This window comes from Nocardia sp. CDC160, from assembly GCF_035818795.1.
Taxonomy (GTDB): domain Bacteria; phylum Actinomycetota; class Actinomycetes; order Mycobacteriales; family Mycobacteriaceae; genus Nocardia.
The window spans coordinates 442,878-466,635 of the sequence record NZ_JAYKYT010000002.1; the positions used below are offsets into that span (position 1 = coordinate 442,878).

The 23,758-nt window shown below is 67.8% G+C and carries 24 protein-coding genes and 1 tRNA gene; 11 read left to right on the forward strand and 14 right to left on the reverse strand.

Going from position 1 to position 23,758, the window contains the following annotated elements:
• Nucleotides 1-51: 51 nt before the first annotated feature.
• Together rpsO and VMT40_RS09465 are read right to left on the reverse strand one after the other, a co-directional pair.
• A complete protein-coding gene (gene rpsO / locus VMT40_RS09460) occupies nt 52-321 on the reverse strand; it encodes a 30S ribosomal protein S15 (RefSeq protein ID WP_326308720.1) in 270 nt (89 codons plus the stop codon).
• A gap of 168 nt (nt 322-489) precedes the next feature.
• Nucleotides 490-1,449 (reverse strand): bifunctional riboflavin kinase/FAD synthetase, encoded by a 960-nt coding sequence (locus VMT40_RS09465; protein WP_326357605.1) that lies wholly within the window; start codon nt 1,447-1,449, stop codon nt 490-492.
• A 156-nt stretch (nt 1,450-1,605) separates the two neighbouring features.
• On the opposite strand from VMT40_RS09465, the gene VMT40_RS09470 reads away from it, so the two are divergent.
• Complete coding sequence (locus VMT40_RS09470; protein WP_442789941.1) at nt 1,606-2,376, forward strand: metal-dependent transcriptional regulator; 771 nt, start codon at nt 1,606-1,608, stop codon at nt 2,374-2,376.
• Nucleotides 2,377-2,379: 3 nt separating this feature from the next.
• On the opposite strand, the gene VMT40_RS09475 is transcribed toward VMT40_RS09470, so the two are convergent.
• Nucleotides 2,380-3,279 carry an alpha/beta fold hydrolase gene (locus VMT40_RS09475; protein ID WP_326357607.1) on the reverse strand — a complete coding sequence of 300 codons (900 nt, stop codon included), beginning with the start codon at nt 3,277-3,279 and terminating at the stop codon, nt 2,380-2,382.
• Nucleotides 3,280-3,379: 100 nt separating this feature from the next.
• Nucleotides 3,380-4,114, reverse strand: coding sequence for an SDR family oxidoreductase (locus VMT40_RS09480; RefSeq protein WP_326357608.1), 735 nt, complete (start codon nt 4,112-4,114; stop codon nt 3,380-3,382).
• A 94-nt stretch (nt 4,115-4,208) separates the two neighbouring features.
• Between VMT40_RS09480 and VMT40_RS09485 the strand changes: the two genes are divergently transcribed.
• The 6 genes from VMT40_RS09485 to VMT40_RS09510 all read left to right on the forward strand — a co-directional run bounded on the left by VMT40_RS09485 (nt 4,209) and on the right by VMT40_RS09510 (nt 8,174).
• Nucleotides 4,209-4,598 (forward strand): VOC family protein, encoded by a 390-nt coding sequence (locus tag VMT40_RS09485; RefSeq protein ID WP_326357609.1) that lies wholly within the window; start codon nt 4,209-4,211, stop codon nt 4,596-4,598.
• A gap of 178 nt (nt 4,599-4,776) precedes the next feature.
• On the forward strand, nt 4,777-5,451 hold the full coding sequence (npt, locus tag VMT40_RS09490) for a 4'-phosphopantetheinyl transferase Npt (RefSeq protein ID WP_326358556.1): 675 nt from the start codon (nt 4,777-4,779) through the stop codon (nt 5,449-5,451).
• Entirely contained in the window at nt 5,451-6,521 is a 1,071-nt protein-coding gene (gene truB / locus VMT40_RS09495; protein WP_326357610.1) for a tRNA pseudouridine(55) synthase TruB, read from the forward strand. The genes npt and truB overlap by 1 nt, the downstream gene beginning before the upstream one ends.
• A 99-nt stretch (nt 6,522-6,620) precedes the next feature.
• Nucleotides 6,621-7,016 carry an ester cyclase gene (locus tag VMT40_RS09500; RefSeq protein WP_326357611.1) on the forward strand — a complete coding sequence of 132 codons (396 nt, stop codon included), beginning with the start codon at nt 6,621-6,623 and terminating at the stop codon, nt 7,014-7,016.
• Between the two features lie 87 nt (nt 7,017-7,103).
• A tRNA-Met gene (locus VMT40_RS09505) sits at nt 7,104-7,176 on the forward strand.
• 104 nt (nt 7,177-7,280) lie between these two features.
• Complete coding sequence (locus VMT40_RS09510; RefSeq protein WP_326357612.1) at nt 7,281-8,174, forward strand: LysR substrate-binding domain-containing protein; 894 nt, start codon at nt 7,281-7,283, stop codon at nt 8,172-8,174.
• Between the two features lie 22 nt (nt 8,175-8,196).
• Here VMT40_RS09510 and VMT40_RS09515 read toward each other — a convergent pair whose 3' ends face one another.
• The 4 genes from VMT40_RS09515 to VMT40_RS09530 all read right to left on the reverse strand — a co-directional run bounded on the left by VMT40_RS09515 (nt 8,197) and on the right by VMT40_RS09530 (nt 14,108).
• Nucleotides 8,197-8,898 (reverse strand): LmeA family phospholipid-binding protein, encoded by a 702-nt coding sequence (locus tag VMT40_RS09515; protein WP_326357613.1) that lies wholly within the window; start codon nt 8,896-8,898, stop codon nt 8,197-8,199.
• A gap of 104 nt (nt 8,899-9,002) precedes the next feature.
• Entirely contained in the window at nt 9,003-9,959 is a 957-nt protein-coding gene (locus tag VMT40_RS09520; RefSeq protein WP_326357614.1) for a metallophosphoesterase family protein, read from the reverse strand.
• A gap of 196 nt (nt 9,960-10,155) precedes the next feature.
• Nucleotides 10,156-12,399, reverse strand: a complete 2,244-nt coding sequence (locus VMT40_RS09525; protein WP_326357615.1) for an Ig-like domain repeat protein — start codon at nt 12,397-12,399, stop codon at nt 10,156-10,158.
• A gap of 26 nt (nt 12,400-12,425) precedes the next feature.
• Entirely contained in the window at nt 12,426-14,108 is a 1,683-nt protein-coding gene (locus VMT40_RS09530) for an Hsp70 family protein (RefSeq protein ID WP_326357616.1), read from the reverse strand.
• A 49-nt stretch (nt 14,109-14,157) separates the two neighbouring features.
• On the opposite strand from VMT40_RS09530, the gene grpE reads away from it, so the two are divergent.
• Complete coding sequence (grpE, locus tag VMT40_RS09535; protein WP_326357617.1) at nt 14,158-14,673, forward strand: nucleotide exchange factor GrpE; 516 nt, start codon at nt 14,158-14,160, stop codon at nt 14,671-14,673.
• A gap of 87 nt (nt 14,674-14,760) precedes the next feature.
• Nucleotides 14,761-15,906: a Rieske 2Fe-2S domain-containing protein gene (locus VMT40_RS09540; RefSeq protein ID WP_326357618.1), complete on the forward strand. Its 1,146-nt coding sequence runs from the start codon at nt 14,761-14,763 to the stop codon at nt 15,904-15,906.
• Nucleotides 15,907-15,912: 6 nt separating this feature from the next.
• On the opposite strand, the gene VMT40_RS09545 is transcribed toward VMT40_RS09540, so the two are convergent.
• Nucleotides 15,913-16,992: a Gfo/Idh/MocA family protein gene (locus tag VMT40_RS09545; protein ID WP_326357619.1), complete on the reverse strand. Its 1,080-nt coding sequence runs from the start codon at nt 16,990-16,992 to the stop codon at nt 15,913-15,915.
• 115 nt (nt 16,993-17,107) lie between these two features.
• Between VMT40_RS09545 and VMT40_RS09550 the strand changes: the two genes are divergently transcribed.
• Nucleotides 17,108-17,707 (forward strand): TetR/AcrR family transcriptional regulator, encoded by a 600-nt coding sequence (locus VMT40_RS09550; RefSeq protein ID WP_326357620.1) that lies wholly within the window; start codon nt 17,108-17,110, stop codon nt 17,705-17,707.
• 7 nt (nt 17,708-17,714) lie between these two features.
• Here the strand turns inward: VMT40_RS09550 and VMT40_RS09555 are convergent, their stop codons facing one another.
• Nucleotides 17,715-19,151, reverse strand: coding sequence for an MATE family efflux transporter (locus tag VMT40_RS09555; RefSeq protein ID WP_326357621.1), 1,437 nt, complete (start codon nt 19,149-19,151; stop codon nt 17,715-17,717).
• A gap of 215 nt (nt 19,152-19,366) precedes the next feature.
• On the opposite strand from VMT40_RS09555, the gene VMT40_RS09560 reads away from it, so the two are divergent.
• Complete coding sequence (locus tag VMT40_RS09560; protein WP_326357622.1) at nt 19,367-20,932, forward strand: mucoidy inhibitor MuiA family protein; 1,566 nt, start codon at nt 19,367-19,369, stop codon at nt 20,930-20,932.
• A gap of 16 nt (nt 20,933-20,948) precedes the next feature.
• Here VMT40_RS09560 and VMT40_RS09565 read toward each other — a convergent pair whose 3' ends face one another.
• The 4 genes from VMT40_RS09565 to VMT40_RS09580 all read right to left on the reverse strand — a co-directional run bounded on the left by VMT40_RS09565 (nt 20,949) and on the right by VMT40_RS09580 (nt 23,653).
• Nucleotides 20,949-21,806, reverse strand: coding sequence for a DUF5995 family protein (locus VMT40_RS09565; RefSeq protein ID WP_326357623.1), 858 nt, complete (start codon nt 21,804-21,806; stop codon nt 20,949-20,951).
• Between the two features lie 87 nt (nt 21,807-21,893).
• Nucleotides 21,894-22,886: a DHH family phosphoesterase gene (locus VMT40_RS09570; protein WP_326357624.1), complete on the reverse strand. Its 993-nt coding sequence runs from the start codon at nt 22,884-22,886 to the stop codon at nt 21,894-21,896.
• A gap of 6 nt (nt 22,887-22,892) precedes the next feature.
• Nucleotides 22,893-23,342: a 30S ribosome-binding factor RbfA gene (gene rbfA / locus VMT40_RS09575; RefSeq protein WP_326357625.1), complete on the reverse strand. Its 450-nt coding sequence runs from the start codon at nt 23,340-23,342 to the stop codon at nt 22,893-22,895.
• A gap of 20 nt (nt 23,343-23,362) precedes the next feature.
• Entirely contained in the window at nt 23,363-23,653 is a 291-nt protein-coding gene (locus VMT40_RS09580; RefSeq protein ID WP_326309182.1) for a DUF503 domain-containing protein, read from the reverse strand.
• Nucleotides 23,654-23,758 lie beyond the last annotated feature (105 nt).

Here is a 23,758-nt window from a genome sequence, read left to right on the forward strand (position 1 = left end):
TCTGCTGTACGAGGTGTGTCACCTCGGTCACTGAGGCGCCTGCGGCTGAAATCAGCGACGCAGGCCGAGACGCTCGATCAGCGAACGGTAACGCTCGATGTCCTTCTCCTGGAGGTACTTCGAGAGCCGCTTGCGACGACCGATCAGCGCCATCAGACCGTGGCGGGTGTGGTGGTCGTGCTTGTGCTTCTTGAGGTGCTCGGTGATGTCGGCGATCCGCTTGGACAGCAGCGCGATCTGCGCCTCCGGCGAACCGGTGTCCTTCTCGTGCACGCCGTACTCGGCGAGAATCGCCTTCTTCTGCTCAGTGGTGAGAGCCACAGATACTCCTTGTTTCAGTCCGCGCTCAGAATGGGGACCCAACTCTCGGAACTCTCAGGGGCAAGCCCCTGAAACCCCGAACGAGAGGTGGGCTGGGCAGCAACCGCGGACCGCAGCAAACCCAACGGGCCAGCTTACCGGAGCATCCCGAATGGCGGAAATCGGCCCTCAGTCGCCGGTCTCGTCGTCGAGGACCTTTCGGGCCTGGTCCACGTCCTTGCCGATGGCTTCGACCAGGTCGTCGATGGAGTCGAATTTGCGCATGCCGCGCAGCTGTTCGACGAAGTCGACGGCCACGCGCTTGCCGTAGAGGTCGCCGTCGAAGTCGAGCAGGTGCGGCTCGACCGTGCGATTGCGGCCGTCGAAGGTGGGGTTGGTGCCGACCGAGATGGCGGCCATGTGGCGCTGGCCGGTGAATTCGTCGCCCGGCTCGAGGACGGTGAACCAGCCCGCGTAGACGCCGTCGGCGGGAATCGCGGCGTGCATGGTCGGGGCCACATTGGCGGTCGGGAAGCCCAGGCCCTTGCCACGGCCGTCGCCGTGCACGACCACGCCCTCGACGCGGTGCGGGCGGCCCAGCGCCTCGGCGGCCGCACTCACATCGCCCTCGCTCAGGCAACCGCGAATATAGGTGGAGGAGAAGGTGACGGCGTGCTCGCCGAGCAGTTGCACACCGTCGACGTCGAAGCCGTACTGGGCGCCGAGTTCGCGCATGGTGTCCACGGTGCCCTTGGCCTGCTTGCCGAAGGTGAAATTGTCACCGACCACGACCTCGGAGACGTGCAGACGCTCGACGAGCAGATCCTCGACGTACTCCTCGGGGGTGAGCTTCATGAACTCACTGGTGAACGGCATGACCACGAACACGTCGATGCCGAGTTCCTCGACCAGTTCCGCGCGCCGCTCCAGCGTGGACAGCTGGGCGGGATGCGAACCCGGCCGCACCACCTCCAGCGGGTGCGGGTCGAAGGTCATGAGCACCGACGGAACACCGCGCACCGCAGCCGATTTCACCGCGCGGCTGATCAGCTGGGCATGTCCGCGGTGCACGCCGTCGAACACCCCGATCGTGAGGACACACCGGCCCCAGTCCGCGGGCATCTCCTCGAGGCTTCGCCATCTCTGCACACCGGAAGCCTACTGAAAGCGCGGATCGGACAATATTCGGCGGTGCGGATCTTCACGGGCCGAAGCACGCCCGTCACCGTGCGTTCACCGGGCCACCGCCCTTGTCGGTCCCCGCTCCTACCAGCGAGCGCGGCGATGTGTGAAACCGCGACAGGTGTGCCTAAGCTCGGGTACGTGCCCGGAAAACGAGACATCGCCACCCGCCGCGAGCTGGCCGATCCGTCCGCACCTTCCGAGACCGTTGGCAAGACCGCGACTGTCGCCCCGGTGCTCTCCTCGGTCGCCCAGGACTATTTGAAAGTGATCTGGACCGCGCAGGAGTGGTCGCAGGAGAAGGTGTCGACCAAGCTGCTGGCCGAGAAGATCGGCGTCTCGGCGTCCACGGTGTCCGAGGCGGTGCGCAAGCTCGCCGATCAGGGGTTGGTCGAGCACGCGCGCTACGGGGCCATCACGCTCACCGAGGACGGCCGCCGGGCCGCCATCGCCATGGTGCGTCGCCATCGGCTCATCGAGACGTTCCTGGTCAATGAGCTCGGCTACGGCTGGGACGAGGTGCACGACGAGGCCGAGGTGCTCGAGCACGCGGTCTCCGAGACGCTGGTGGAGCGCATCGACGCCAAACTCGGCCACCCCGACCGGGATCCGCACGGCGACCCGATTCCGTCGGTGGACGGCGCGGTGCCGACTCCCCCGGCCCGGCAGCTCAGTGATTTCGATGCGGGCGAAGCCGGGCGGGTGGCAAGGATTTCCGACTCCGATCCGGCCATGCTGCGGTATTTCGATTCCCTGGGCATCGCGTTGGATACGCCGATCGCGGTGGTCGAGCGCCGCGATTTCGCGGGGACGATCGCGGTGCGGGTGCGCGAGCGCACCATCGACCTCGGCAGCATTGCCGCCGAGGCCATCTGGTTGAGCGACGCACACTAACGCTCAGGCGCGGTTCTTCTCCGCCTCGGCGACGAGCGCGGCGATCTCATCGGCGAACGCGGAGAACAGCTCCGAGGGCAGGCTGTGGCCGAGGCCGGGGTAGGTGACCAGTCGTGCTCCCGGAATCGCCGCCGCGGTGGCCCGGCCGCCGCTGAGGTCGATCATCGGATCGTCGAGTCCGTGGATCACCAGGGTCGGCACGCGCAGGGTCGCGAGCTTGTCCGTGCGGTCGGTCTCGGAGGCCAGCACGGCCAGGAAGTGGCGCATCATCGCCGACTCGTCGACGCCCCGGTCGTAGGCGCGGCCCGCGCGGTCGGCCACCGCGGCCTCGTCGAACGCGAAGCCGGGTGAACCGACCGCCCGGATATTGCGCACCTGCCAGGCGATGTAGTCGTCCCGATTCCGCGGCCACCCGCCCGCCGACCCGAGCACGCCCGGTTTCGGTTGTCCCACAGCGGGATCGCCCGTCGTGGAGGACATCGAGGTCAGCGAGCGCACCCGGTCCGGATATTCGATGGCGACGGTCTGGGCGATCATCCCGCCCATGGACAGCCCCACCAGATGCGCGCTGCCGATCGACAGCGCGTCCAGCAGCCCGACCGTGTCGGCGGCCATATCCGACAGGTTGTAGGCGGCCGAGGACACGTCCCCGGCCATGGCCGCGACGACATCGGGCTCCGGCGCATCGGTTATCCACGTCGACCGCCCGGTGTCCCGGGAGTCGAAGCGGATGACCCGCAGTCCGCGCCCGCTCAATTCGGTACAGAACTCTTCGGGCCAATGGATCATCTGCGCCGCCCCGCCCATGATCAGCAGCACCGGCGGGTCGCCGGGCTCGCCGAATTCCTCGTAGGCGATATCGAGCCGCGCGGGTCCGACCCCGGATGCCATTCGCTCGGTCATGAATCCCCTTCCGCAATCCGCTTCGACCAGCGATTATGGATCCGCCCCTGGGTCTTGCGGCAAGAGCCCCCGCCCGATATACGTTGAAGTGGGGAGGATTTCAGACGAGGCGGTGGCCGCCGTCCACGTGCAGCACCGTGCCGGTGACGAACTCGCTGCGTAAGAGTGAAAGCACCACCGTCGCAACATCTTCCGGCCGTCCCAGGCGACGCGCGGGCAGCTTCTCGGCCATCGCCCGCAGCCGGTCGTCCTTGTCTTCCCACGGCATGTTGTCCCAGATTCCGGTCAGTACCCAGCCCGGCGAGACGGCGTTGACGCGAATCGGGGCAAGCTCCACGGCAAGTGCCCGCGCCAACCCTTCCAAGGCGGCATTCACCGACGCGACCATTGCCCCGCCCACCGCCGGGCGGTAGGCGGCGATTCCGGAGATGAAGGTGAGCGATCCGTGTTCGGTCAGTCGCGCGTGCTTGGCCAACAGCATCGACCCGATGAGCTTCGTCTCGATGAAACCGCGGCCGTGCTCGAAATCGAAGGTTGCGACCGGTCCGTACGCACCCGCCAAATCTGCGGCCGTGCTGATCACGTGATCAACCGTGCCGACGGTCTCGAACAGCCGCGAAACCTGTTCCTCCTTGGTCACATCCGCCGCGATGGCGGTGAGTTTCCCGTCTCCCAACTCCCGCACCGCGTCGGCCAGCCGCTGCTCCGACCGCCCGACAATGATCACCTCATAACCCTCACCCAACAGCGCATCCGCGATCGCCTGCCCCATTCCGGAGCCGCCACCCACCACGACCACACGCCCGGCCTGCTTCGCAATTCCCTTGTCTGTCATGCCATTCAGCAAACTGCCGCCACGATTCACCGTCCACGACGCGCGATCGAACGCGTGTGAGGCTCGGGCTAACACCGCGCGTAGTGTCGATTTCATGGCTTGCAAGATCACCGAACTCGTCATCGATTGCGCCGATCCCGCACGGCTGGCGGACTTCTGGTGCGAGGTCCTCGGATACGTCGAGATCGAGCGCGACGCGGAGGACCGGCTCATCGGTCCGCCCGGCTCCACCTTCGGCGGACCGCACGTCACCCTGTTGTTCAGCCGGAACGACGATCCGCGGCGCGGAAAGCTACCGATGCACATCGATGTGAACGCCACCGACCGCGATCAGGACGCCGAACTCGAGCGCCTGCTCGCCGCGGGCGCCCGGCCGGTCGATATCGGCCAGACCGGCAACGAGACCTGGCATGTGCTGGCCGATCCCGAGGGCAATGAATTCTGCCTGCTGCGCCGACGCGTGGCCCCGAACGAGGCAACATGATCAGGGAGCTCTCACTGCGGAATTTGTCCGTATTCCCACGCTGAGAGCTCCCTGATCTCGAATTCCGTGGCCCGGTAGGCTCGATGCGGCAGTGCAGGGAGCGAGCAGGAGGCGGGTCATCGAGGAGCGGGCAGTCGGGGCGGATCACGGTCCCTCGGGGAATACGGGGTCGGCGCGCATTCTCGGCAGGATTCTTCCCAATGGGGTGGCCGCGGCCGAGCTGACGGTGTATCCGGAGGATCTGAAACCGCATCCCGGCGAGGAGCATTTGATTGCGCGCGCGGTGGAGAAGCGGCGGCGCGATTTCATCGGCGCGCGCTACTGCGCCCGCGAGGCGCTGAGCCAGCTAGGTGAGCCCGCGGTCGCCATCGGCAAGACCGAGGGTGGCGCGCCCGCATGGCCGCGCGGCATTGTCGGCAGCCTGACCCACTGCGACGGCTATCGGGCCGCGGCGTTGGCGCACCGGCTGCGATTTCGTTCCATCGGCATCGACGCCGAACCGCACGCGCAGCTGCCGGACGGCGTGCTGGATTCGGTGAGCCTGCCCGCCGAGCGCGCATGGCTGACCGCGGTGCTGCCCGGCACCGACCTGCATCTGGATCGACTGTTGTTCTGCGCCAAGGAGGCCACCTACAAGGCGTGGAATCCGCTGACCGGCCGCTGGCTCGGCTTCGAGGACGCCCACATCACCTTCACCGTGGATCGGGAGTCCGAATCCGGCGGCGAGGGCACCTTCCACAGCGACCTGCTCATCCCCGGCCACACCACCGACGGCGGCTCCCCCCTGACCTCGTTCGACGGCCGCTGGCTGATCTCCGACGGCCTCATCCTGACCGCGATCGTGGAGGCCTGATGACCGACGAATCCGGCACCGCGCACAGGGAACTCGACGCGACGCATGCCGTATCCAGCGCGGCGCGGACGGCGTCCGGCGCTGTGCAGGCGCAGGAGCGGGGTAAGTCCAAGCGGGACAAGCAGAACGCCCCTCGGCGGGAGAAGTTGCCGCCGCGGGTGGATGCCTTCGGTGGACTGGTGATCGTCGACAAGGACGGCGGGTGGACCAGCCATGACGTGGTCGCCAAGTGCCGAGGGTTGTTGCGCACCAAGAAGGTTGGGCACGCGGGCACGCTCGACCCGATGGCGACCGGCGTACTGGTGCTGGGTGTCGAGCGTGCGACAAAGTTGCTCGGGCAGCTCATTCTGACCACGAAGGCGTACACGGCCACGATTCGGCTGGGTCAGTCCACGATCACCGATGACGCGGAGGGTGAGGTCACCGCCACGACGGCGGCCGGGCATCTCACCGACGCCGAGATCGCCTCGCGCATAGCCGAATTGACCGGTGACATTCAGCAGGTGCCCGCCACCGTCAGCGCCATCAAGATCAATGGTGAGCGCGCCTACGCCCGTGCCCGCGCGGGTGAGGAAGTGGAGTTGGCCGCGCGCCCGGTCACCGTGAGCCGCTTCGACGTGCTGGCCCGCCGCGATATCGATACCGGCACCACCCAATTCGTGGATCTGGACGTCGAGGTGGAGTGCTCGTCGGGCACCTACATTCGCGCCCTGGCCCGTGACCTCGGCGAAAAACTCGGCGTCGGCGGCCATCTCACCGCCCTGCGCCGCACCCGGGTCGGCCCCTTCACCCTCGAGCACGCCCGCACCCTGGACGAATTGTCGGCCGCCGCCGAAGCGAACGAACCCATGCTGAGCCTGGACATCGACGCCGCCGTCCGCACCGCCTTCCCCACCCGCGACATCACCGAGGCGCAGGCCGACGACCTCCGCAACGGCCGCTGGCTGGACCCGATTGGCCTGCAAGGCATCTACGCCGCCATCGACCCCACCGGCCACGCCATCGCCCTCGTCAAGGAATCCGGCAAACGCGCCTCCTCGATCATGGTCATCCGCCCCGCCAACCTCTGACCCGCCGAGTGGCTGCCACAGCGCTGCCCAAAGGGGTACGGCGAGCGGAGGATCGGCGCACCATGGAAAGGTCGTACGACCGTTTCAGAGGAGGCGATCATGGCCACCGATCTGTCCCTGGATTCCATGAAGCAGTTTGTCGCCGACCATTTCGAGGAATTCGTCAATCGGCGCAATGCGGCGGTCATTCATCGCAATATGACGCCGGATTTCCTCGATCATGACGGCCCCGGCGGTCAGCCCACCGACCTCACCGGCGACGAGAAGATGATGCTCGGCATGTACGAGGCCATGCCCGACCTCCACGTCACCGTCCTGGACATGCTCGCCGAAGGCGACAAGGTCATGTGCCGCAACGTCTGGCGCTGGACCGACCGCGCCACCGGCCAACCCCTCACCTTCCAAGGCTTCGTCCTCTGGCGCTTCCAGGGCCGCCGCATAGCCGAACGCTGGGCCACCGTAACCCAACCCTCCCCACACCCGGGCTGGGCGTAAACACCGCGCCCACCCATTCCACCTGGTTGGGCCGCGCGAAAATCGCTCGCGGCGAAATGGCCGCAGGCGTAGCTTCGTATCCGTCGACGCGGGGTGGCGCAGCCGGTAGCGCATTGGTTTCATATGCCAGAGGTCGCGGGTTCGAATCCCGCCCCCGCTATTCGGAGCGCCCCGGAGGTTCCAGCCCCGGGGCGTTCCCGCGTGTCGGTCCCGGCATTGTCGGCGGGTGCTCCGATCACGGGTGGGGCCGCCTACAGTTCAAGGGTGGAGTTGCGGCAGTTGCGGTACTTCGTGGCGGTGGCCGAGGAGCTGCATTTTCGGCGCGCGGCGGAGCGGTTGTTCATCTCGACTCCGACGTTGAGCCAGCAGATCCGGGCCATCGAGCGGGAGGTGGGTGGGCCGCTGCTGATTCGGGGGAATCACGGGGTGGAGTTGACCGCGGCCGGGGAAGTGCTGTTGAAGACCGCGCGGAATGTGCTGGAGGCGGCGGACGTCGCGCTGCGGGAGACGCGGGCGGTGGCGCAACCGGGAAACGCGGTGTTCCGATTGGGGATCGTGAACGGTGCGCCGCAATGGTTGCCGGGGCGGATCGAGGCGCTGCTGAAGGCGCGGCAGCCGGGGGTGCGGGTGGCCTTGACCACCGGGACGAGTGGGGATCAGGCGCGGCTGCTGGATCGCGACGAGGTGGATCTGGCGGTCTTGCGGCTGCCGGTTCGATTGGCCGAGCATCTCACCTTCACGCCCATCGCCGAGGAGGAGCTCGGGATCGTCATGTCCCGCGAAAATCCCTTGGCCGCAGAGGGTTCGGTGGAACCTGCCCGCATCGGCGACCACGAGCTCATCATGTTCGCCCGGGAGGCGGCACCCGAAGTCCACGACGCGGTACTCGAACAGCTTCGCGAGCGCGGCGCGTCGGTGGTCCTCAGCGACAGCGCCATGAGCCACGCCCAGATGCTGCAACTACTCCCCTTGCGCCCCAAGGCCATCGGCGTCGGCTCCGCCCGCACCGCCACCGTGCCGGGACTCGTCTGGCGGCCACTCCAGCCCCGCCCGCTGGTCATCACCTACGCCGCCGCCTGGCGCGCCACCACCCGAAACCCCTTGCTCCACACCATGGCCGACGCCCTGGCCGGTGGCCTGCGCCTCTCCTCCGACTGACCCGGCCCACACCGGGCTCGATTCAGGGTTTCGGCAGGTCCGAGAAGTGGACGGATTTCGCCACGGCCGTGACGTGAATGCCATCGGAGGCGGCCTTGATCGTGGTCAGATGCGCGCCGAGCGGAAGCTGCTTCAAAGGCACGGTGAAGGCGAGGGATTCGCTCACCAACGCCAGCGGGATCGCGGGCCCACCCGCCGCGGGGCGCACCGACACCGGGGTGACCTTGATGCCGTCATCGGTGGAAGCGACGGTCGCGACCACCTTGGCGGGCACCTTGATGCCCTGCACCGAGAACTTCCCGCTGGCCTCCATGCCGTCGGGACCATAGGTGATCGACTCGATCCCGTCGGGCGCGTAATGCTGCACGGTGTCGTAGGAGACGACGCCGTTCGCGGTGGCGGTCGCCGCGACCAGATTCGTGATGCGGCCGTTGAGAATATCGTCCAGCGGCGCCGAGACATCGGTGAGCTTCACATCGAGATCGCGAACGGAGACATCCTTGTCGTTCCAGTCGCCGACCCGAATATCGATGTCGTGATAGGTGCCGTCGACGGCCTGGGTGAGGAACGGGAAACCACCGATGCGCACGCTCGGCTGATGCGGCAGGCTGTACTCGCTGGCGATGCGGCGGGCAATCTCGTTCTGCGCCATCACGACCGCGACCCGGTCACCCACGACCACCGCCGCCACCAGGACGACGATCAGTATCAGCAATGTACGCATGCGCTCACCCGCTCAACCATCCCACCATCATGCTGGGAAATACGGCCGAACCGGTGTCGAGGGCTCACCGCGGCCGAAGTTCACGGTGTTTTCTCAGCGGCGCGTCACGCGAGGCCGCGGCGGCGTTCGATGGTCTCCTTCATTTCCAGCGCGGCGGCACGCATTTCCGGAGTGATCTTGAAGTGGCCGCCCCACTCGTTGAGGGTGTCGCCGTAGTCGGGGACGGGCAGGATTTGCCGCAGCAGCTGGTCGGGCAGGCCGCGCCGCCGCCACTCGCGGGGGTAGCCGAGCGAGACCTCTTCGAAGCGGACGCCGTCGTACCAGGTGGTGCGGGGGATGTGGAGGTGGCCGTAGACGGCGCAGACCACGTTGTAGGTGGTGTGCCAGTCGGAGGTGAGGTCGGTGCCGCACCAGAGCGCGAACTCCGGGTACCACATCATGTCGACGGGCTGGCGGACCAGCGGCCAGTGGTTGATCAGGACCAGCGGGGTGTCGGCGGGCAGGGCGTCGAGGCGGCGCTGGCTGTACTGGACGCGGGCGTGACACCAGGCGTCGCGGGTCAGATACGGCTCGGCGGAGAGCAGGAATTCGTCGGTGGCGACCACGTTGCGGTCCTTGGCGATGGCCAGGCCCTCGGCCTTGGTCTTCGCGCCCGCCGGGAGCCAGGAATAGTCGTAGAGCAGGAACAGCGGCGCGAGGGTGACCTTGCCGCCGTAGTGTTCCGCGCCCGCGCCCTCCCACACCGGGAACGGGTCCTCGGGGGTGAGCACGTCCTGATCGCGGCACAGCGACACCAGGTAGTCGTAGCGGGCCGCGCCGTGCATCTGCACGGGATCCTTTGCGGTGGTCCACAATTCGTGATTGCCGGGCACCCAGATGACCTTGGCGAAGCGGCCCCGCAGGGTCTCCAGGGCCCACCGGATGTCATCGGTCTTCTCCCCGACGTCACCGGCCAGGATCAGCCAGTCCTCGGGAGAATCCGCGCGGATCGCCTCGACCACCGGCTTGTTGCCCTGATGACCGACATGGATGTCGCTCACCGCCATCAACTTCGGATTCACCCAGCTCCGCCTCTCTGATCACGACCGGTACTGACCAACAGCCCCGACCCCCACCAGATTCCCACGCCCCACCCCGCCCGATCTCCACCGACCCGGCGAATGGGCGCTCAACCGACCCGGCGGATTCGGGCGGTGGGGGCCGATCCGGCCGCGACGGTGAGAAGCGCCTCAGGTCACGGCGGCAGGTGGCGATCGGTCAGCCGACCCAGCGGATTCTGGCGGTGGGGGCGAATGCGGTGGCGACGGTGAGGGTTCCGGAGGGCTCGCGGCGGCAGGAGGCGATGGCGACGTGGCAGGGGCGGGGGATTTCGGCGGGGATGCGGACGCCGCCGTCGATTTCGTAGCGCATGTTGGTGACTTTCCAGCGGCGCGCGTGGGGGTCTTCGGGGTCGATCGGTGGGGCGTCGGGGCGGGCCACCACCATGACCTCGGTGATGCCGGTGGGCCATTCGAAGACCAGCAGGCCACGCTGGGCGGTGAGGCCGCGGACGGTCGGCATGCCGCTGGGTTGCTCGGTGTCGGTGGGGGCACCCACGGGCGGGGTGTCCGAATTCCCGTCGGACCGTGCCATTTCCGAGGTCTGCCCGCCCACGGCGGCGACCACGCCGTAGACCGGCACCGGCCCGGCCAGCGCGCCGCCGTCCTCGAGCGCGGTTCCCCGGGTGCGGCCGACCACCCGCCACGACCCGTCCTCCTGCAACCGTTTGACCCGGTACTCCACCTGCGCGGTCGCCGACGCGGTCCACGCGATCACCACGGTGCCATCCGGCTTGCGACTGGCGCTCACCTGCCCCGGCGCACCGACCTGCAACTCGGCCAGCGCCGCCAACGCCTCCGGATGATCGGCGCACACCGCGAGCACGTCCAACACCGCCCGCAACCGCACCGACGGCGGCCCGGGCGGCACCGCCTCGAACATCCGCCCGGCCTCGATCACCGCCGCCCGCGCCCGCCCGATCAACAGTTCCCGGCTCTCGCCCCGCGCATCCGGATTCGGCACATCGTTCGCCCGCCGATCCAGATAATCCAGGTGCTCCGCCAGCGCCTCCACGAACCGCCTTCCGGCACAACAGGACACGGCCCCACGCCAATGCCCGACCGCCTCGCCCAACACCCGCTCGACCTCCTCGGCAACGGCCCCCACCGATGTCACTCCGGCACTGTCGCCGCCGAGATTCCGCCGCGCATCCGCCACGAACCCCGCCGCCTCGGTGGGCCGCCCACCCCGTAACGCGGCCCGCGCCGCCCGCAACGCCGCCTCCCACGGCCGTCCAACACCCACCGCGGGCGACCCACCCGAATAGGGGACCTCCTGCCACCGCTCCGGCGCAGGAGCCCCCGCCCCACCCTCGCCGCGGGTAGCGTCGAATGATTCCGGCCCGACGGAAGACGCTGGGACGCGCGCGGATTGGGTGGACGTGATCGAAGGGCCGCTGTGGGGTGGGGCGGCGAGGTGTTCGCGGCCCTCGACGACGGTGCCCAGTTCGTCGGTGAGGGTGATGAGGACGCGTTCGGCGGTGGGGTGGTCGAGGCCCGCGAGGATGGCTTCGCGGAGGAGGTAGTCGAAATCGGCTGTCACCAAGAGGTCTTCGACGAGGACGGCGGCGCGGACCTTTGGGCGGAGGTCGTCGGTGACCGTTTCGACGATGGCCAGCAGGTAGGCGTCGACGATCTCGCCGCCGGGTTCGAGGATGTCGCGGACGTGGACGAGGAGTTCGTCGAGGACCACGCGGACGCGGCCGGGTGGGAGTTCGCGGGTGCGGGCGCGCAAGGCCTCGGCGCGCAGGCGGATCTCGGAGGTGCGGTGGGCGGCGGAGTAATCCAGGCCGAGCAGCGCCAGCAGGGTGGGTACCGGGTCGCCGGGGAGCAGGCGCTCGTATTCGGCGAGCAGCTTGCGAATCTGTTGCCGCCGTTCGGGACTCAGCTCGACCGCGGCGGGCGGCGTCGACCTCGGGCCGTCGTCGATGATGCGATGGCGGCGAATGTGGGCGGCGATCTCGGCCAGCGACAGTCCACCCATGCGGCCGATGTCCTCGAGCCCGGGAATCTTGGCGGCGGGAATTCCACCGTGCCGCTGCACAAGTCGCTCGATGGCGACATCGAGCATCTCGTAGCGTTCGGCCTCCCGTCGCGCACGCAACTGCCGCACCCGATCGGCCTCGATGAGCCGAGAACCGGTGTGCAGCAAGGGTTCCGAGAGTTCCTTGTGCGCGTCCACCAGCAGCCCGACCAGCACCCGATACTTCGGGTGATCACGTTGCTTCTGCCAGAACGCCCATACTTCCGCGACGCGCGCCGCCACCTCGGCGTCACTCAGCCGCGCCGCCTCCTCGAGCGGAATGTCGTACAGCTCGAAGGCATCCGATTCCTCGATGCCGCCCCGCCGCTCCACGGCGGCGAGGACTCGTTTGCGATAGTCGTTGGGATCGAAGGCGCGCATGGGTTTTCGTTCGAGACGGATTCGGGTCAAGAAGTGCGGCGGCGCGTGCGCTGCAGCTGATCCAGTTCGCGCTCGACATCCGCCTGCGAGAGAGTGGCACCGGTCTGCACCGACAGCGTCAACGGCATGTCGGCGTCCACGTGGTAGGCGGTGACGTGCAGCACGCCGTCGAATCCCATCTCGAAGGTCACCCGGACTTCACTGCCTTCCGGGTACCCCGGGGGAATATCGCGAATCCTGCCCTCCACCAACACCTTCGTGTCCTCGGGCCGCGTGGAGGCCGCCTGCCCCTGCTGCTCGACAATGGTCAGCTCGATCTGATCCTGATCCGCGCGCACCGTGCCGTAGGAGCGCCGCACCTTGATGGGCAGCGTCTGATTGCGATGCACCAGCCAGCTGGCCGCCAGCCCATTGAACGGATCCAGCGCCAGCACCCCGAAGCCCCGCGACACCACGGTGTCGACCTGGATCTCGATCATGCGGCGCACCAAGGCAACCGGCTGCCCGAAGGAGTCGGCCACCCGCTTCAGCGCGGCCTCCAGATCGGCGGGCGCGGCCTCGCTCAGCTCGGCATGGTCGCGGAGCCGCCCGCGGGTCACCAGATCGGCGGTGACGAGCCGTTCCATCTCCAGCTTCTCGCCGTAGAGCGCGGCCCCGCGTGCCACCGACAGATCCGGATCGCGCAGTTCCCCGGCCAGCCCGAATTCCTTGTGCAGCTGTTCGGCCACCATCGGCATGCGCGAGGAACCGCCGACCAGCAGCAGCCGGTCCACCCGCCGCACCCCGCGCTGCTCGGCCGCGGCCAGCACCGCCTTGGTCAGATCGAGGGTGCGGCGCATGAGCGAGGCCGTCATGGTCTCGAGCTCGTCGCGGGTCACCTCGATGACCGCCCGCGCGCCGTCGTGGGCGATCACCACCTCGGTGCGCTCGGCCGTGGTGAGTTCGCGCTTGGCCTGTTCGGCCGCCAGCACCAGCAGCTGCGAGCCGACCGAATCGTCCAGGGGGTCTTCGGCATCCGGGTTGGCCGCACAGAAGCGCTGGGACAGGTGCAGCGCCAACCGCTCGTCCCAGTCCGCGCCGCCGAGCTGGTGATCGCCCTCCACGGCCAGCACCGAAATGCGCCGATCGGCCAGTTCGATGACGGTGGCGTCGAAGGTGCCGCCGCCGAGGTCGTAGACCAGCACGGTCTCGCGGGCCGGACCCTGGTCGATCTCGAGGCCGCCGTCCAGCCGCCCGAACCCGTAGGACAGCGCCGCCGCGATGGGCTCGGACAGCACGCCCGCCACCTCGAATCCGGCGTACGTCCCGGCCTGCATGGTGGCGCGGCGCTCCTCGTCACCGAAGTAGGCGGGCACCGTGATGACCACGCGCCGCACCGGTTCGCCGCCGGAGAATTCGGCATCGGCGGCAAGGCTTTTCAGGATGAGCGCCGACACCGCGGGCGCGGACCACAGCTGCCCGTGCGCCCCGAACCGCCATTCCGCATCCCCCATGCGGCGTTTCACCAGCGTGCACACGTGCTCGGGGTCCAGGCGGGCCTGTCGCCGCGCGCCCTCGCCCACCACGTGATCGGTGGCGGAGGCGAACAAGACCACCGACGGAACGGTCGGCTCGCCATTCAGCCCGATCAGCACCTCCGGCCGACCATATGCGTCGATTGCCGCAATTGCCGAATTCGTTGTGCCAAGATCGATTCCGTAGACCCCCACGTGGGCGATGGTAGCAGTCAGCGCCGACCGCTGGGTCTATGGTTCGAGCATGACCGATCCAGCCCCGGCGGCCGCTGTTACCGAGGTCCCCACTACTACCGAGGTGTCCTCGACGTCTCTCGACCGCATTACCGAACGCATCGACGACCTCGCGCGGGTCATTGCCAGACAGGCCGCCACCATCGAGCGACTAGCCGATGAGGCGAAGGTGAAGATCCGCGATGAGCGCGCCGAGGCCGACGCACCCCTCGTTCGCGATCTGTTCGCCCTGCACGGCCTGGCCCAGACCTTCGCCTCCACCTCCAATTCCGAGGCCGACCGCCCGGGTTTCGAGGCCATCAGCAGACGCGTCGAGCGCATGCTCACCGAGCGCGGCGGCCAATTGGTGACGCCGTTCCGCGGCGCGGCCTTCGATCCGGATGTCATGGAGGCCGCCGAACTCACCGACACCGACGACAAGGACGCCGATCGGACCGTCGAGTCGGTGATCCAACCGGGTCTGACCGTCGGGGATCGCTCCATTCGTCCCGCGAAAGTCGTTGTGCGCCGTTACCGCAGGTCCTGATCCGAGGCTCCAACAAACTGACACTTGTTCTACTAAGCGGCAGTGCTTAGCCTCGGTCGAGGGGACCCTCGAGCACGGAGGACGCGCATGAGTCAGCACTATCGGAGCATCGATGTCGGCGAGCCGATGACGAGGTTCGCCCGCGGCTGGCACTGCCTCGGGCTCGCCGAGACCTTTCGGGACGGACAACCGCACTCGATCAATGCCTTCGGCACCAAACTGGTGATCTGGTCCGACAGCAAGGGCGAGATACACGCCCTCGACGGCTACTGCCGCCACATGGGCGCGGACCTGTCCTACGGCAGCGTCAAGGACGACAATATCGCCTGCCCGTTCCACGATTGGCGTTGGCGCGGGGACGGCAAATGCGCCGCCATTCCGTACGCCCGCCGCGTTCCGCCCTTGGCGCGCACCAGATCCTGGATCACCTGCGAGGAAAACGGCCAGTTCTTCGTGTGGAACGATCCCGAGGGCAATCCGCCGCCACCCGAGGTCGCCATACCCCACATCGAGGGCATCGAGACCGACGAGTGGAGCGACTGGGACTGGAACAGCCTGCTCATCGAGGGCGCGCACTGCCGCGAAATCATCGACAACAACGTCGATATGGCGCACTTCTTCTACATTCACTTCGCGTACCCGGTGTACTTCAAGAATGTGTTCGAAGGCCACGTCGCCACCCAGTACCTGCATTCCAAGGGCCGCCCCGACATTCACGCGAAGTCCAACTACTCACAGGAGATGTCGCTCCTGCGTTCGGAGGCTTCGTATTTCGGCCCCTCCTACATGATCAACTACCTGCACAACGACTTCGGCGACAACACCGTCGAGGTGGCACTCATCAACTGCCACTACCCCGTCACCCACAATTCCTTTGTCCTGCAATGGGGCGTGAGCGTCCAACGCATCAAGGGCCTCCCACCGGAGAAATCCGAAAAGCTCGCCAAAGCCTTCGGCAAAAGCTTCGGCGTCGGCTTCCTCCAAGACGTCGAAATCTGGAAACACAAAACCCGCATCGACAACCCCCTCCTCACCCAAGAGGACGGCCCCGTCTACCAACACCGCCGCTGGTACGAACAGTTCTACGTCGACGTAGCCGACATCAAACCCGAAATGACCGACCGCTTCGAATACGAGGTCGACACCACCCACGCCAACAAGAACTGGCAGGCCGAGGTCGCCGAAAACCTCGCCAAACAGGCTGCCGCCCAGGCCAACGGCTCCGCCGACTGACGCCAATCAGGAAACCTTCTGCACCGCTCCCTCGGCCGCGGATCGCTCGATCGCGGCCAGGAGCCGATGCTGGCGCAGGCCGGTCTCGAAACTCGGATGCGGTTGCCGCCCTTCGGCAATCGCGCGGGCGACCTCCTGATAGAGGGCCGCGATATTGGCCGGTGGTCCGGACCGGACCCCTGCGGGGACGGTGCGATACCCGTCGGGCACGGCGAGTACCTCGTCGCCGATCCGGATCTCCCAGTCGCCCCAGTGGATGAAGCTCCCGGGCTCGACCGGGGTGGCGGTCAATGTCGCAGCGCTGCCGACGAATTCGAGCCGGAACCCGTATCGGGCGGGTCCATTGCCACCGTGCACCGCGACGGACGCGGTGGCGCCGTCCGCCAGCACTCCGTGCAGCAGCACATGGCTGGGCGTGGCATTGGGCACGGTCCGATCCGTCCCGGCGACCAGCACGCGGTCGTGCGTGCGCGGCAGCCGCGCCGAGACCTCGGTCAACGGGCCCGCCACGCGCTCGAGCGCGGCCAGGAAGTGACCGGCCATGATGGTGAGGACATTCGATCCCTCGGCGGGGTCGAGACCGAAAACCAGTTCCGGCCAGATGCGATCACCGCCCCAGGGCGCGCCTTCGGCGATGAGCACGACCGATTCGAGCTTCCCGATTCGGTTGTCCGCCAGCAGATCTGCTACGAACCTCGCACTCGGCGAGTGATGGCCCTGAAGCACGACCGCGTGGACGACCCCCGCGGCGGTGGCGGCCTCGACCAGCCCTTCGGCCTCGTCGGCGTCGACGCCCAGCGGCCACTCGGAGACGACGTGCTTACCCGCGTCGAGCGCCGCCCGAATCACGGCCGCATGCCCGGAGGCCTTCACCGAGACCACCACCAGATCGACCTCGGGATGCGAGACCAGTTCTCCCGCCGTGGCGAAGGCGTATCGAACACCATGGGCGGCGGCCACCCGATCGGCGCTGGCCTGATTGGTGGTCGCGACCGCGGTCACCTCGAACTCCTCGAGCGCGGTCAACGCTGGCAGATGTGAATTGTCGGCCCACCCACTGGCCCCGACGACTCCGGCTCGGATCATGCGCACACTCCCTAGTTATGTACCGTCCGGTAAGAAACTAAGGGGCGCGGGCCGGAGTCGCAAGAGGTAATGTACCGATAGGTAAAAAAACCTGGAGAGAATCACGGAGGACGGCATGCCGGGCGGACGCCCCCGCTCGTTCGACGCGGACACCGCACTCGAACGCGCACTGGAAGTGTTCTGGCACAACGGCTTCGAAGGCACCTCACTGACAGACCTGACCGCGGCCATGGGCATCAACAAGCCCAGCCTGTACGCCGCCTTCGGCAACAAAGAGGAGCTCTTCGGTAGGGTGCTAGCCCGCTACCTCGATGGCCCGGGCGCATACGCCGCCGCGGCCTTGGACGCTCCCACCGGCCGCGAGGTCATCGAGCGATTGATCCACGGGGCCATCGGCCTGACCGCGGGTAAGGACACGCCCCGGGGTTGCCTGTGCGTCAAGACCGTTCAGGCCAGTCGACCCGATGCCGAGTCCGCGCGGCGGGAGGCCGCGAAGGTTCGCAAGGCCGGGGAGACGGCTCTGCGCAGGCGGCTCGAGCAGGCCACCGACCTGCCGCCGCACCAGGATGCGGCGACCCTGGCGGCACTCGTCCACACGATCTCCGACGGCATTGCCGTCCAGGCCGCGGCGGGGCGCAGCCGCCAGGACCTGCGGCGGATCGGCGACTCGGCGCTGCGCGCCCTGCTGGGTGAAAGCCCCTGGACCACAGGGTGATACGGGGTCACGCGGCCCGGCGCGGTACCTCGGCACCGACCTGGGCCCAGCGGCCGGAGAGGGCGCGCCAGCTCACGGCGATCAGGCGCAGGAGCATGAAGGCGACCAGGCCGGTCCAGATGCCGCCTATGCCCCAGTTGTAGGCGAGGGAGAGCCAGATCAGGGGGAGGAAGCCGATCAGGGCGGAGGCTAGGGTGGCGTTGCGGAGGAAGGCGGCGTCGCCCGCGCCGAGGAGGACGCCGTCGAGGGCGAAGACGATGCCCGCGACGGGGATCATGGCGACGAAATACCACCAGACCACGTGGGTTCGGTCGAGGACCGAGGGGTCGTCGGTGAACAGGCGGGGGATGACGGAGTATCCGGCCGCGAAGATCGCGGCCAGGGCGACGGAGAAGGTGGTCGACCAGGAGGTGATGCGGCGGGCCAAACCCTGTGCGCCGCGCGCGTTTCCGGCTCCCAGGGCGGCACCCACGAGGGTTTGCGCGGCTATGGCGAGCGAATCCAGGGTCAGGGCAAGGAAATTCCAGATCTGCAATACCAGCTGGTGGGCGGCGACCGAAGCCGCGCCGAAGCGAGAGGCCACCGCGGCCGCCGACACGAACGACGCCTGAAAGGCGAGGCTCCGCGCGATCAGATCCCGCCCGAGCACCAACTGCGCCTTCATGATCTCGAGGTGCGGCGCGAGCGGAACCTTCGCCCGCCACAGCGCACTCACGAACAGCCCACCCGAAATCGCCTGCCCCACCAGATTCGCGACCGCCGACCCCTCCAACTCCATGCGCGGCGCACCCAACAGCCCATGCACCAGCGTCGGGCACAAGATCCCCGAAACCACCAGCCCCGCAACCACATACATCAAGGGCCGCCGAGTCTGCTGCACCCCGCGCATCCACCCGTTCCCCGCCATCGACAACAGAATCAACGGCACCCCGAACAACGCGATCCGCACCCACGACTCCGCCGCCCGCGCAATATCATCCCCACCCGCAATGGCCCGCGTAATCGGCCCCGCGAACACCTGCGCCACCACCACAATCGCCACCCCCACCCCCACCGCGATCCAACTGGCCTGCACCCCCTCCACCACGGCCCCCCGCTCATCCCCCGCCCCATGCCGCCGCGAAGCCCGCGCCGTCGTCCCATAACTCAAAAACGTCAACTGCGAACTAACCTGCGCCAAAATCAACCCACCCACGGCCAACCCCGCCAACGCCAACGCCCCCAACCGCCCCACGACAGCCATATCGAAGAGCAGATAAATCGGCTCGGCGACAAGCACCCCCAACGTCGGGATGGCGATCCCCAGAATCCGTCGCGGCCCAGCTGCCGCAGCTTCGGCCCCGCGCTGCGCGACCTCGGCCCCAAGCCCGCGGGCGGCCGCCTCGGCCCTCTCGATAGATCCGGGATCCTCGCCCGCGTCGCCGAAAACCTCGGTGCTGCTCATCCGCCCACCATCCCACACGCCCCCGACACCCCTCGCTAACCCACGAGCATGCAATTCAGCAGGCATCGGCCGAGAAGACTCCTGCCAGAATGCATGCTCGTGGTCGGGTGGGCGACCGGTCGGCTCGACCCGCGGGTGGGGCGACTCTCCGGGGTGGGGGTGGTGGTGGGGGGATTTTCGTCGACTGGGGGTGGGTGGTCGGGCAGGCTGGGCGCATGGTGGATCTCGAGACAGCTATTGCGGCGGTGACGGTGTATCCGGATCGGGCGCGGGTGACCCGGTCGGGGAAGGCGATGTTGGAGGCGGGTGAGCATCGGGTGAGGGTTTCGCCGCTGCCGGTGGAGCTACTGCGGGATTCGATTCGGGTGGCGGGGCGGGGGGAGGTGACGGTGCTCGGGGTGGACATTGTGACCGAGCGGCAGCCGGAACCGAGTGATGAGCAGGTGACGGAGCTGACCGCGCGCCGGGATGCGGTCGAGGTGGCGTTGACCGAGCTCGCCGATGCGGACAAGGCCGCGGATGCCCGCGTCGAATTCCTGCAGCGGCTGGTCCACAAGTCGGCCGGGCCGTTGGCGAAGGCCTCGGACGAGCGGGTGGTCGCGTTCGGCGATAGTCTCGAGGCGCAGTACGCCGCGATTCACGCCGGACGCCGCGAGCGAGCCCGCGTGCGGCAGGACAAGATTCGCGAGAAGAACTCGCTCGAACGGCAGCTGGCGGACCTGGGTCGCAAGAACCGGCCCGATATCCGCACCGCGATCATTGCCGTCGACGCGGCCGAACCGACAACCGCCGAACTGGAGCTGTCCTACGTGGTGCCCGGCGCGACCTGGTCGAGCACCTATGACCTGCGCATCGACGACAAGGGCCTGTCCCTGCGCTGGTTCGGCCTGGTCAGCCAGCGGACCGGCGAGGACTGGCCCGAATGCCGCCTCGACTTGTCGACCGCCCGCCCGGCCGTCGCCCTCGACATCCCCGAACTGGACCCCTGGTACCTGAGCACCACCCCGCCCGAGCCGAAACGCCGTGCGCGGCGTGCCCTTTCGGACGACCTCGACGGTGCCGCTCCCCCAGCGATGCTCGCCGCGGCCGCCCCCGCCGGTGCCATGCCGACTCCCCCGCCCGCGCCCAAGGTCCGCGAGGCCGTCACCACCGTCGAGCACGGCGCGACCGCCGCGACCTATTCACCGCAGCGCCCGGTGGCCATCGCCTCCGACGGCACCGAACACCGCACCCTCATCACGGCCCTCGACCTGGAGGCCGACCTGGATCACGTCACCGCCCCCAGCCGCTCCCCCGAGGCCATCCTGCGCGCCACCGCCCGCAACACCTCCGAGCACACCCTCCCCCGCGGCCGCGCCTCCCTGTTCAACGACAGCGAATACGTCGGCGCCACCACCCTCGACATCTGGGCCCCCGGCGAGGAGCGCGAACTCGCCCTCGGCGTCGACGACCGCATCCGGGTGGAGCGAGAACTGGTGCGCCGCAATGTCTCCAAGGCCACCCTCGGCTCGTCCCGTCGCATCGAAATGGAGTACTCGATCACCGTCGCCAACCACGGCGCGCGCCCCACCACGGTCACCGTCCTGGACCGCCTCCCGGTAGCCCACGACACCTCGGTCACCGTCAAGGAAACGGTCCTGAAGCCGACCCCGGCCAGCCGCGACGATCTCGGAATCCTCACCTGGAAACAGGATCTCGCCCCGCAGGCGACGACCGCCATCAGTCTCGGCTACCGGGTGGAGACCCCCAAGGGCGTCACCATTTTCGGCCTGCCGGACTGAATCCCCTTCCGGCGGTTCAGATCTGGCCGACGGCTTCCAGTCCGTTGAACACCGATTCGGCCAGGTTGTACAGCTCCCGCATGCTCGCCTCGGCGGGACGTCGTGTCGCGGCGTCCCGCATGGCGATACCGGAGGCCAGCGCGGTCCCGCGCACACTCTGGAACATGACGTAGCTGGTATTGCCCTGCCCGAGAACGACATCCGCCGTGCGTCCGACGAAGTACAGGTGGAAGAACCCCGCCAGTTTCGCCCCGTAGAGCGCGCTCAACTCGTCGGTAATGCGATCGGTGGTGTTGATCAGCGAATCGCCGATGGTGAAGAAGTCCCGGGTGTGATCGACCCCGGTGTCGGTGGCGGCAATGGCCTTGGGGAAGTCGACGAGCAGATGCGCGTCCAATGCGGCGGCGGCCACCCGCCCCGCCGACCGCGTCGGATCGGCGGCCATGGCGTAGTAGCGCTGCCAGCCCTGGGTGACCGGCCCGCCGGTCAGATGCCCGTGCAGGTTCTCCAGATACGTCCGGAAGAACTCGAAGCTCACCGCGCGCGCCCACTGCGGATCGTCGAAGTCACCGGCATCCAGCAGCGGGTTCGCATCACGCAGAATATTGCGATAGAAGACGGCGAAGATGCCGCGCCGATCCTTGGCCCCGGTCAGGATGTCGGTGATCCGCTCCATCCGCCGCTGCCCCTCGTGCAGATCGGTCAGCGTCGACGGATCGGACAGCTCGACCAATTCGGCCTGCTGCGCCGCGTCGATCTGGGGAGTGGCGGCAATGGCGGGGACGGGAGTATCGACGGCACCCGCGGTGCCCGCCGTCGCTCCGGTGATCGCGGCCGCGGCCACGAGGGTCATCGCGATGCGTGACGTGAGCATGGTGAATCGAACTTCCGGACGAATGAACAACTTCGGCCGGAGAGTTTGCCAGAGATTAACGCGATAGCAAAATCGGATAATCGCAGGTCATGAGCGAGCCAGTTCCTCGATCAAGATCGAAACGAGGTCCGGGGCCGCGCCGACGGTGGAATAGCCTGCGGCATAATGGTGTCCACCGCCGCCCAGTGCGGTGGCAACCCGGGCCACATCGACACCGGGGCTGCCGTCGGCATTCGCGTGCGAACGCAACGAGACCGTCCAGTGTCCGGATTCGGCGCGCGACTCCTTGAAGACCGCCGCGACCTGGGCCTCGGCGGTGGTGCGAATCAGATCGATGATCGACTCCACCTCCTCGGACCGGACGGCCTCGGTGTCCTCACGGCGCACCACGGCGTAGACCAGTCCCGCACCGGCGGCGGCATCGGACACCAGTTGCGCCGACGCCAGCACCCGCGAGAGCATGCGCAGCCACGCGAACGGGTGGGTGTCCATCAGGGTGCGCGTAATGGCCGCACCGTCGATGCCGGTGGCCAGCAGACGCTCGGCCAGGGTGTGCGAGCCGGGCCGGGTCCATTTGAACGAGCCCGTATCGGTGACCAGTCCGGCGAAGAGACAGTGCGCGATATCGCGGTCGATGGGTTCGCCCCAGGCGTCCAGGATGCGGGCGATCACCCCCGCCGTGGATTCGGCGGCCTCGTCCACCACGTTGACCTGCCCGAAGCGGGTATTGGACCGATGGTGGTCGATCACCAAAGTCGTTGCGGCACCGTCGATTCGGTCCCGCAGCACACCGAGCCGCCCGACGCTGCCGCAGTCCACCGACACCAGCACATCGACCTCACGCGGCACCTGATCCGCCCGCACCAACAGCTCGGTACCGGGCAGCGACCGCATGGACACCGGCAGCTCGGCCGGTTCGGCGAAGGAGACGACGACCGGGACCCCGCGTCGACGCAACACCTGCGCCAGCGCCAGTCCACTGCCGATGGTGTCGGCGTCGGGCTGGACGTGGCAGAGAATCGTCACCGATTTCGCGGCATCGAGAACCTCGACGGCAGGGGTGACATCGACGGGGGTCACGGCAGGTCAGGCTTCGTCGTCTTCGTCCTCGTCCGACTTGTATGGGTTCGCGTCACCGGCGTAGTTCGCGCCTACGGCCACCTGCGCCACGCGCGAGTCGGCGGCGCGGGCCTTGGCCAGCAGTTCCTCCATCTCGCGCGCCGCGTCCGGCACGGTGTCGAGCTTGAACGCCAGCGTCGGGGTGAACTTCACCCCGGTGCCCGCGCCGACCTTGGACCGCAGAATGCCCGCGGCCTTCTTCAGTCCGGCCGCGGCCTCCGCGTAATCGGGCTCGGCGTCGATGGTCTCGCCCATGACGGTGTAGTAAATGGTCGCCTCACGCAGATCACCGGTCACCTTGGCATCGGTGACGGTGACGAACCGCAGTCGCGGATCCTTGATCTCGTATTCGATCGCCGTGGCGACGATGGACGAGATGCGATTTGCGAGTCGGCGTGCTCGGGCCTGATCAGCCATTGCGAGCCCTCCTCACTTCTTCAGTCTTCGGGTCCGAAGATGCGACGGCGCACCGACAGCAACTCTAACTCCGGACGATTGGCGACGTGCCGTTCACACTTGTCCAGCACCTCGGTCAGGTGGTTCATGCCGTAGCTGACCATTGCCACACCGAGCAATGATCGCCGATACCGGTCATGATCTCCGCCCTCGGTCACACTCACGTCGAACCGTTTCAGGTCCGCGATGATGGGGCGGATGACAGAGCGCTTCTCTTTCAGTGAATGCACATCACCGAGCAAGATATCGAATTCGAGCGCTCCGAAAAACATCTTTTCAGTCATATGAACGCGCCCCGGGGAATGCGCGCACAGTTACCCGGAAAGGGAAGGGGCACAACCCCGCCGGACCACGACGGGTCCGGCGGGATCGCGTAC

Coding starts and splice junctions, on each gene's coding strand:
- VMT40_RS09565 (WP_326357623.1), bottom strand. CDS start 21,806: ATGCTCACGTCACGCATCGCGATGACCCTCGTGGCCGCGGCCGCGATC.
- VMT40_RS09550 (WP_326357620.1), top strand. CDS start 17,108: ATGCCGGGCGGACGCCCCCGCTCGTTCGACGCGGACACCGCACTCGAA.
- rbfA (WP_326357625.1), bottom strand. CDS start 23,342: ATGGCTGATCAGGCCCGAGCACGCCGACTCGCAAATCGCATCTCGTCC.
- VMT40_RS09475 (WP_326357607.1), bottom strand. CDS start 3,279: ATGACCGAGCGAATGGCATCCGGGGTCGGACCCGCGCGGCTCGATATC.
- grpE (WP_326357617.1), top strand. CDS start 14,158: ATGACCGATCCAGCCCCGGCGGCCGCTGTTACCGAGGTCCCCACTACT.
- truB (WP_326357610.1), top strand. CDS start 5,451: ATGACCGACGAATCCGGCACCGCGCACAGGGAACTCGACGCGACGCAT.
- VMT40_RS09560 (WP_326357622.1), top strand. CDS start 19,367: ATGGTGGATCTCGAGACAGCTATTGCGGCGGTGACGGTGTATCCGGAT.
- VMT40_RS09540 (WP_326357618.1), top strand. CDS start 14,761: ATGAGTCAGCACTATCGGAGCATCGATGTCGGCGAGCCGATGACGAGG.
- VMT40_RS09525 (WP_326357615.1), bottom strand. CDS start 12,399: ATGCGCGCCTTCGATCCCAACGACTATCGCAAACGAGTCCTCGCCGCC.
- VMT40_RS09485 (WP_326357609.1), top strand. CDS start 4,209: ATGGCTTGCAAGATCACCGAACTCGTCATCGATTGCGCCGATCCCGCA.
- VMT40_RS09500 (WP_326357611.1), top strand. CDS start 6,621: ATGGCCACCGATCTGTCCCTGGATTCCATGAAGCAGTTTGTCGCCGAC.
- VMT40_RS09515 (WP_326357613.1), bottom strand. CDS start 8,898: ATGCGTACATTGCTGATACTGATCGTCGTCCTGGTGGCGGCGGTGGTC.
- VMT40_RS09480 (WP_326357608.1), bottom strand. CDS start 4,114: ATGACAGACAAGGGAATTGCGAAGCAGGCCGGGCGTGTGGTCGTGGTG.
- VMT40_RS09580 (WP_326309182.1), bottom strand. CDS start 23,653: ATGTTTTTCGGAGCGCTCGAATTCGATATCTTGCTCGGTGATGTGCAT.
- VMT40_RS09555 (WP_326357621.1), bottom strand. CDS start 19,151: ATGAGCAGCACCGAGGTTTTCGGCGACGCGGGCGAGGATCCCGGATCT.
- VMT40_RS09545 (WP_326357619.1), bottom strand. CDS start 16,992: ATGATCCGAGCCGGAGTCGTCGGGGCCAGTGGGTGGGCCGACAATTCA.